Source organism: Paucibacter sp. XJ19-41, from assembly GCF_028462495.1.
Lineage (GTDB): Bacteria > Pseudomonadota > Gammaproteobacteria > Burkholderiales > Burkholderiaceae_C > Roseateles_E.
Genome location: NZ_JAQOWX010000170.1, coordinates 1 through 8,783 on the forward strand (window position 1 = coordinate 1; position 8,783 = coordinate 8,783).

Consider the following 8,783-nt stretch of genomic DNA (forward strand, 5'->3'; position numbering starts at 1 on the left):
CTGGCCGCCGCCCAGGCGCTGGCGGCGGCGCTGCCCGAGGCCTGGCTGCAAGTCAGCAGCGGCCTGGGGCACCGCCGCCTGCTGGCCGACGCGGCGACGCTGGCGGCGGTCTGCAGCCACCTCGGCTAAGCGTGCAAACTGCGCAACTCCGCCCGGGCCTAGGGCCGGCCCCAGGTCTGGCGGGCCGGCCGCGTCCCTACACTGGCGCCACAAGCAGCAAGAGAGAGCCCCCGCGCCCCCATGATGAGCCCGCACCAGATTCAGGCCCGGCCTTGTGGCACCCGCCGTGCCGGGTCGCATCCCCAGGCGCGCAGCCACGCGGCCGCCTGAGTCCTGCCCATTCTCAAGCTGCCCGCGAATGCGCCGATAGGCCTGGTAATGAGCATGGTTTGCCCCGCGTCCTGGATGCCGCGCGGCCGCGTCCTGGCCCTGTGCCTGGCGCTGGCCGCGCCGCTGCTTGGCTGCCAGCCGGGCGGGCAGGAGGGCCGCAATGCGCCGACCGGCCAGCGTGACGAGGCGCTGTGGCAGGAGATCGAGCAGAGCGAACGCCTGAGCCGGGGCCGGCCCCAGCAGCAGGAGCAGATCCTGCAGACCCTGCAGGCCCGCACCGCGCCGGGCAGCGCCGAGCGCCTGGAAGTGCTGAGCCTGCGCGGGCTGACGGCCGGCCAGATGCGCGACCGCGCGCGCGTCGATGAACTGCTGAGCCAGCTGAGCCATTGGCCGGTCGAGGCCGACCGCCCCTCCGCCGAGCTGGCGGCGGCCGTGATGCTGGCCCAGTTTCATCAGAACAAGGGCGATCTGCGCGAGGCGCTGAAGGCCCTGGCCCCGCTGGAGCAGCAAGGCCAGGCGCCGCGCGCACCGCGCGTGCTGCTGCGCGCCCATGCAACCTTGGCCACGGTGCAGAGCGACCGCGGCCAGATGGAAGAGGCGCTGGCCGCCGCGCTGGCCGCAGTGCGTCAGGCCGAGGGCCTGGGCGCCCACTGGCGCCGTGCGTCCGGCCTGAACGAGCTGGCCCGCACCTACCACCGCGCCCAGCAGGTCGAGCGCGCCAAGCAGATCCATGCCGAGGCCTTGCGCGCGGCCCAGCTCGACCCCGACCCGGTGCTGATGAGCAGCGTGATGACGGTCAAGGGCATCCTGCACGCCGAGGATCGCGATGGCAGCGTGACCCGCCAGGCCTGGACCGAGGCGCTGAACTACGCCCGCGAGGCCAAGGCCGAAGGCTTGCAGGCAATGGGCCTGGCCAATTACGCCGACCACTATCTGCGCCTGGGCGACTACACGCGCGCGCTGGAGCTGGCCGAGCAGGCGCTGCCGCTGGCGCGGCGGGCGCAGAACCTGAATGCCGAGATCGTCGCGCGGCACAATCTGGGCATCGCCAAGATCGGCCTGAAGCGGGTCGCCGAGGGCCAGATCCATGTGCGCCAGGCCATCACGCTGGACGAGCAGCAGGGCGCGCTGGCCTATGCCGCCGACGGCTGGAAGGAACTGGGCCAGTATCTGGAGCAGGCGGGCGATTGGGCCGGCGCGATCGAGGCCCACCATCAGTACCGCCGCATCATCGACCAGGTGCTGCGCGACGACACCCGCAAGACCGTGCTCGAAGAGCAGGAGCGCTTCGATGCCGAACGGCGCGCCCGCGACATCGAGCTGCTCAACCGCGCCAACAGCCTGAAGGCCGAGCAGATCCGCGCCCGTGATCTGGAGCTCAAGCTGTGGGCCGCGCTGGCCGGTTGCGTGGTGCTGTCGGCCACCCTGCTGGGCCTGGCCTATCAGCGCATTCGCCGCACCAATCTGGCGCTGGCCAGCAGCAACGAGCACCTGAAGATCCAGAGCGAGCGCGACCCGCTGACCGGCCTGGCCAATCGGCGCCATTTCCAGTCCGCCGTCCAGCGCCTGGCCGACAGCGGCAAGCTGGCCGGCACCGTCTATCTGATCGACATCGACCACTTCAAACGCATCAACGACCAATGGGGCCATGCCGTCGGCGACAGCGTGCTGATCGAGGTCGCGCAGCGCCTGCGGGCCGCGCTGCGCGAGGACGATCTGGTGGTGCGCTGGGGCGGCGAGGAGTTCCTGATCGTCGTGCCACCGCGCGACGCGGTCGACGCCCAGGTGCTGGCCCAGCGCCTGCTGGACCTGATCGGCGCGCCGCCGGTGGCCCATGGCGAGCGGCAGATCGGCATCAGCGCCTCGATCGGCTTTGCCAGCTTGCCCGTAGCGCCGCATGGCCTGGCGCTGAGCTGGGAGCGCGCCATCGATCTGGTCGACACCGTGATGTATCTGGCCAAGGCCCATGGCCGCAACAAGGCCTATGGCGTGCTGCACATCGACGCGCAGGACGAGGCCGAGCTGGGCCGGCTGTCCACCCGCATGGAAGCCGCCTGGCAGGAAGGCCGGGTCGGCCTGGTCGCACTGCAGGGCCCGTCGGGCCAGGGCGCCTCATGAGGCGGCTCGCGCTTTCTTTCATGCTGAGCCTGGCCGTGGCCCCGGCGCTGGCCGAGATCGACCGTACGCTCGATGCTCAGCTGGCCCGTCTGGTGCTGATGGCCTATGACCGGCCCGAGGCCGCGCTGCGCTCGCTGCGCGAACTGGCCCCGCATCATGCGCTGGCCCAGGACCAGCTGGCCATGGCCGAGGGCCAGATCCTGGTGCAGGGCGGCGACACCAGCGCCGCCCGCAAGCTCGTCGAGCGCCTGGCCGCGGTGGAGAAGACGCGCGATCGTGCCACCGTGCTGAGCGCCCAGCTGGCAGCGCGCGACGGCCTCAACAGCCTGGCCACCGAGACCGCGCAGCAGGCCCTGCGCGGGCTGGAGCGGCGCTGCGAGCGCGGCGCCGAGGCCGCCAGCATCGCGCGCGGCTGCGACTTTCGCAGCGCCTGGGCGGCGCTGCGCATCATCGAACGCGACCAGGCGGCCCAGGGCGCGCTGGCCCAGGCCGCGAGCACCTTGCGCTATGCGCTGGCGCTGGCGGAGGCCGGCGGTGACAGCTATCTGAGCGCGATCAGCATGGGCGCGCTGGCGCTGCTGAGCCAGGAACTGGATCAGGGTGACGAGGCCCGCCGCTGGCTGGCTGCGGCGCTGGAGCGCGCCGGCGACGATGCGCTGGCGATGGCGCGCACCAAGATCACCGAGGCCCGCATCGCGGTGCGGCGCGGTGACAAGCCCGGCCAGCTGCGCGCCTACGAGGAGGCGTTGGCCTTCGCCCAGCAGGCCGAGTCGCCGCGGCTGGTGGCCCAGGTCCAGACCAATCTGACCGATCTGCATATGCACAACGGCCGGCCGGCGATGGCGCTGGCGCTGGCGCGCCAGGCCCTGCCGGTGCTGCTGCGCCACAAGGACCTGCGCATCGAGCGCACCTTGCGCCACAACATGGCGGTGTCGATGATTCTGCTGCGCCAGTTCGACGCGGCACGGCGCGAGCTGGCGCGCGCCCAGGCCCTGACCGACGGCCAGACCGAGCCGGCGCGCCGCGCCACCCAGCTGCGCGAAATCGGCGAGGCCTGGGCCGCAGCCGGCCAGCCGCGCGAGGCCATCACGGCCTTCCATACCGAGCGTGCGCTCAGCGCGATGATCCAGNAGCCGGCGCGCCGCGCCACCCAGCTGCGCGAAATCGGCGAGGCCTGGGCCGCAGCCGGCCAGCCGCGCGAGGCCATCACGGCCTTCCATACCGAGCGTGCGCTCAGCGCGATGATCCAGGCCCGCAACCGCGAGGCTCAGCTGCAGGAGCTGCGGCTCAAGTACGACAGCGACCGCGCCCAGCGCGATCTTGACCTGCTGACGCGCGACAAGACCCTGAAAGACCAGCAGCTCGCCAACCGCGATCTGGCCCAGCGCGTCGGCATCGCGGTCGGCACGCTGCTGGCCCTGTCGCTGCTGCTGGCCGGCGTGATGCTCAAGCGCGTGCAGGCCGCCAACAAGCGGCTCAAGGCCAATCAGCTGCTGCTGCGCGCGCAAAGCGAGCGCGACCCGCTGACCGATCTGGCCAACCGGCGCCATTTCCTGGCCGTGATGGCGCAGCGCGCCCAGCGCCAGTTCGAGGGCGCGCTGCTGATGGTCGATATCGATCACTTCAAGCATGTCAATGACCGCCATGGCCATGCGGCCGGCGACATCGTGATCTGCGAGGTCGCACGGCGCATCTCGCAGGCGGTGCGCCACGAGGACCTGGTGGTGCGCTGGGGCGGCGAGGAGTTTCTGGTCTACGCGCCCGAGGTCGCGCAGGACCAGCTGCAGCTGCTGGCCGAGCGCATCCTGTTCAGCGTCGGCACCGAGCCGGTCGCCACCGAGGCCGGGCCGCTGCGCGTCACCGTCTCGATCGGCCATGCGCGCTTTCCGCTGCCACCCGGCCGGCTGGCGCTGGACTGGGAGCAGGCGGTCAACTGGGCCGATATGGCGCTCTACACCGCCAAGGCCCAGGGCCGCAACCGCGCGGTCGGCATCGCCGGCGTCGAGGCCGCCGACGTGCTCGCGCTGCAGCAGATCGAGGCCGACTTCGATGCCGCCTGTTCGGCGCAAAAGGTCAGCCTGCGCCACACCACCGGCCCGGCCGGGCGCTGATCGCTCGCAGCCCGGCGGGCTTGCCGCATACTTGGCCCCGACCTCGAACAACAACGGAGACACCCCATGACGCAAGACCTGACCCGTCGCACGCTGCTCGTCGCGGCCGTCGCCCTGCTGCCGGCCCTGTCCCAGGCCCAGGCCCCAGGCGCCTGGCCCAGCAAGCCGCTGCGCATCGTCGTGCCCTTCGCGGCCGGCGGCACCACCGACATCCTGGCCCGCGCGCTGGCGCCCGAGCTGCAGAAGGCGCTGGGGCAGCCGGTCTTGATCGAGAACAAGCCCGGCGCCGGCGGCAACACCGGCGCGGCCGAAGTCGCTCGCGCTACCGACGGCCACACCATCCTGATGGGCACGGTGGGCACCCACGGCATCAACCAGTCGCTCTATCCCAAGCTGCCCTATGACCCGGTGAAGGACTTCGCCCCCATCACCCTGGTCGCGGCCGTGCCCAATGTGCTGGTCATCAACCCGGCAAAGGCCCAGGCCCTGGGCATCAATTCGGTGCAGGACCTGATCAAGGTCGCCAAGGCCAACCCCGGCAAGCTAAACATGGCCTCCAGCGGCAATGGCACCTCCATCCATCTTGCCGGTGAGCTGTTCAAGAGCATGACCGGCAGCTTCATGCTGCACTTCCCCTACCGCGGCTCGGGCCCGGCGCTGATGGACCTGATGGGCGGCAACACCGACCTGATGTTCGACAACCTGCCCTCCTCGTTGCCGCAGATCAAGGCCGGCAAGCTCAAGGCGATTGCCGTCACCAGTGCCAAGCGCAGCGAGGCCCTGCCCGAGCTGCCCACCATCGAGGAGGCCGGCGGCCCGGCGCTGAAGGGCTATGAGGCCAGCTCCTGGTTCGGCCTGCTGGCGCCCAGCAGCATGCCCGCCGCCCAGGTGCAGCTGCTGCAGCGCGAGACCGCCAAGGCCCTGGCCACGCCGGCCATCAAGGAACGCCTGGCCAGCCAGGGCGCAATTGCCAGCGGCATGCCCAGCAGCGAGTTCGCCGCGCTGATCCAGAGCGAGACGAAAAAGTGGGCCCAGGTGGTCAAGGTCTCGGGCGCCAAGGTCGACTGATGCATCTGTGGCAGCGCTGGCAGGACTACCGCCGGCAACTCCTGCGCGACGATCTGCTGGCGGCCCTGGTCGTCAGCGTGTTGCTGATCCCGCAAAGCATCGCCTATGCGATGCTGGCCGGCCTGCCGCCCCAGGTCGGGCTGTATGCCAGCCTGCTGCCGCTGCTGCTCTATGCCGCCTTCGGCTCCAGCGCCCATCTGGGCCTCGGCCCGGTGGCGGTGCTGGCGCTGATGATTGCCCAGACCCTGGGCCAGGCGCCGGCCGGCGTCAGCCCCAGCGAGGCGGCCCTGGTGCTGGCCGCCGAAGTCGGGCTGATCCTGGCGCTGGCCGCCGCGCTGCGTCTGGATGCGCTGGCCGCGCTGCTGAGCGTGCCGGTGCTGCACGGTTTCGAGACCGGCGCCACCTTGTCGATTGCGGCCAGCCAGCTGCCGGTGCTGCTGGGCAGCCCGGCCAAGGGTTTCGAACTGCCGGCCCTGCTGCAGAGCGTCTGGCGCAGCGGCTTCGCCTGGCACGGCCTCAGCGCGCTCTACGGCCTGCTCGCGCTGGCCCTGCTGCTGGCGGCGCGGCGCTGGCTCAAGGGTCTGCCGGGCCGGCTCGCGCCCTTGCTGATACTGCTGGCCGCGATGGCCCTGGCCCATGGCTCGGATGCGCTGTCGCGCGGCGTGCCCCTGGTCGGCCAGCTGCCGCCGCTGCGCCTGCACTTCAGCCTGCCGCGCCTGGACGGCGCGCTCTGGCTGGCCATGCTGCCAGGCGCCTTGCTGGTGGCCCTGGTCGGCTATGTGTCCAGCCTGGTGGTGGCCGAGTCGCTGGGCCGGCGCGCCGGCCAGCGCATCGACGCACGCGCCGAACTGCGCGGCCTGGCCGGCGCCAACATCGCCGCCGCGCTGAGCGGTGGCATGCCGGTGGCCGCCAGCTTCTCGCGCAGCGTGCTGATGTATGACGCCGGCAGCCGCAGCCGCATGACCGGGGTCTTCATCGCCGGCGTGATGGGGCTGGCCATGCTGCTGCTGGCCGAGCCGCTGGCCCAGCTGCCCAAGGCGGTGCTGGCCGCGACCATCATCGTCGCGGTGCTGTCCGGGCTCAAGCTCTCGCCCTACCGCGAGGCCTGGCGCTACGCCTGGCCCGAGGCGCTGCTGATGCTGACGGTCAGCGCGCTGGTGCTGCTGTGGAGCGTCGCGGCGGCGCTGGGCATCGGCGTGCTGGGCTCGATCGCCTTGCTGCTGCAGCGCACCGCGCGCCCCCATGTGGCCCTGATCGGCCGGGTGCCCGGCACCGAGCACTACCGCAATGTCGACCGCCATGCGGTCGAATGCCTGCCTGGCGTGCTGGGCCTGCGCATCGACGAAAGCCTGCTGTTCACCAATGCGCGCAGCCTGACCGAGGTGGTGCAAAGCTATCTGGCCCAGCAGGGCGAGCCGCCCGGCCGCGTCGTACTGCAAATGTCACCGGTCAACGGCATCGACTTCAGCGGCCTGGAAGCCCTGCGCGAGCTGCACGAGGCCCTGCGCCGCCAGGGCATCCGCCTCGACCTGAGCGAGGTCAAGGGCCCGGTGCTCGACCGGCTGCGCCGCAGCGGCTGGCAGCACTGGTTCGCCGGCCAGGTGTTCCTGAGCCATCATCAGGGGATGTTGGCTGGGGATGAGGCCTTGAAGGACTGACGGTGGAGCCTGCGCTCAACGCGGGCTCTGGGTCATGCCCTGCTTGATCAGCGTGGGGTGCTGGGCGGCAAACCAGTGGGCCACATCGTCAAGAAAAGGGGTGACCCAGGCGATGGCCTGCTGCACGTCCTCAACCGTCATGACCTGGCCGGCGCGGTATTTTCGATTGCGCCAATCACGCAAGGCGTCGAGTTCATCGAAGCGGGCCTGGCTCAGACCCAAGGCGTGGACCACCGCCTCGAGCACCACCACATGATGGCCGCGGTCGCTGGTGGCGCGCCAGCCCTGAGCACAGGCCACCGCCAGGCAGGCCAGCAGCACGGCATCCCAGGCCGCATCCATGCGCGTGCCCGCCGACACCACGGTTTGTCGCGCATCATCCAGCTTGACCTGGGCCTGCTGCAGCCAGGCCACCACGTCGCGGGCGTTGGCCGGCAAGGGCTTCAGCGGAGCGTCCGGCTCAGCCGCCAGTTGTGGAAAGGATCGCAGCATCGAGGGTACCGATTAGCGCTATCCGTGGTCCCCGCACAATCTCTTGCGCAAAGCTCTCGCCGCCACGGAGCTGATTTTTGAATGACTCGATGGTAAATGCGGTGGCATGCACGGCCCGGCCCAGCGCCCGGCCAGCGGGCTTGAGTGCCGCGTTCAGCTTCAGCTCCGACACGTCGCCCAGCACCAAGAGATCGACATCGCTGCCGGCCCCCGCATCCCCGCGCGCCACGGAGCCGAAAACCAGCGCCACCGCCACCCCGTCGATGCTGGCCAGCGCCTCGCGCAGCGTGTGCACCAGTCGGCTGTCCTGCTGCATCAGCAGGCTCAGAGGTGCCAGGCTCGGGTCCGTGCTGGCGTAGTAACGCGGCAAGCCATCCTGCTGACGGCGGGTGACCAGGCCTGCTTGCACCCAACGCTTGAGCAGACGAGCCACGCTGCCCGGATCAATGCCGGCCTGCGCTGCCAATTCGCGCTGGCCAAAGCCGCGACCCGGCTCGGCGAACAAGGCCCGCAGAGCCCGAAACCGGCCTACGCTGCCGAAGACTTCGGACAAGGTGAGTTCGTTCATCGGTGCACCCGTCTGTGGTGGAGTTCTATTGTAGCCATATTGACTACGATGTAGTTATTTCGCCTACATCGTAGCCAATATGGCTACAAGCACCGGCCGAGACCGTGAGCCTCCGAACTCCCCGAGAATCAAGCCTCCACCGCATGCCCACATGGGCTCATGCAATGTCGATGCTGCTTGTTCGTGAAGGCCTGTCGATCACGCCGCCGCTGCGCGCGGTCGTCGAGAAGCTCTGGGTCAGCGACGGCGCCGCCGCGCCTGCGGTGCCGCGCGAGCACACCCTGCCCACCGGCGCGATGAGCCTGGTGCTGCGCCTGTCCGGCCCGCCGCTGCGGCTGTTCGATAGCGCCGCCCGGGAGCTGGGTTTGTGCATCGTCGGTGGCGCCCGCGAGCGCCTTTATGTGCGCGCCGGTGCCGCGTCCGGCCGCGCGGTCGGCG

General features: G+C 70.7%; 6 protein-coding genes and 1 pseudogene. 5 read left to right on the forward strand and 2 right to left on the reverse strand.

Translation table 11 applies throughout. The features are described 5' to 3' along the window. Positions 1-378: 378 nt before the first annotated feature. From PO768_RS26540 to PO768_RS26555, 4 genes are all read left to right on the forward strand, one after another. Positions 379-2,448 (forward strand): tetratricopeptide repeat-containing diguanylate cyclase, encoded by a 2,070-nt coding sequence (locus PO768_RS26540; protein ID WP_272648451.1) that lies wholly within the window; start codon positions 379-381, stop codon positions 2,446-2,448. A 1,442-nt stretch (positions 2,449-3,890) separates the two neighbouring features. Next, positions 3,891-4,559, forward strand: a complete 669-nt coding sequence (locus tag PO768_RS29365; RefSeq protein WP_442953305.1) for a GGDEF domain-containing protein — start codon at positions 3,891-3,893, stop codon at positions 4,557-4,559. A 66-nt stretch (positions 4,560-4,625) separates the two neighbouring features. Then, entirely contained in the window at positions 4,626-5,627 is a 1,002-nt protein-coding gene (locus tag PO768_RS26550; protein WP_272648453.1) for a Bug family tripartite tricarboxylate transporter substrate binding protein, read from the forward strand. After that, positions 5,627-7,285 carry a SulP family inorganic anion transporter gene (locus tag PO768_RS26555; RefSeq protein ID WP_272648454.1) on the forward strand — a complete coding sequence of 553 codons (1,659 nt, stop codon included), beginning with the start codon at positions 5,627-5,629 and terminating at the stop codon, positions 7,283-7,285. Before PO768_RS26550 ends, PO768_RS26555 begins: the two co-directional genes overlap by 1 nt. 15 nt (positions 7,286-7,300) lie before the next feature. Here the strand turns inward: PO768_RS26555 and PO768_RS26560 are convergent, their stop codons facing one another. Beyond that, positions 7,301-7,777: a hypothetical protein gene (locus PO768_RS26560; RefSeq protein WP_272648456.1), complete on the reverse strand. Its 477-nt coding sequence runs from the start codon at positions 7,775-7,777 to the stop codon at positions 7,301-7,303. Next, entirely contained in the window at positions 7,746-8,345 is a 600-nt protein-coding gene (locus tag PO768_RS26565; RefSeq protein WP_272648455.1) for a nucleotidyltransferase domain-containing protein, read from the reverse strand. Before PO768_RS26565 ends, PO768_RS26560 begins: the two co-directional genes overlap by 32 nt. Before the next feature lie 164 nt (positions 8,346-8,509). Here PO768_RS26565 and PO768_RS26570 point away from each other — a divergent pair. Further along, a pseudogene (locus tag PO768_RS26570) lies at positions 8,510-8,783 on the forward strand (hypothetical protein); the annotation flags it as partial.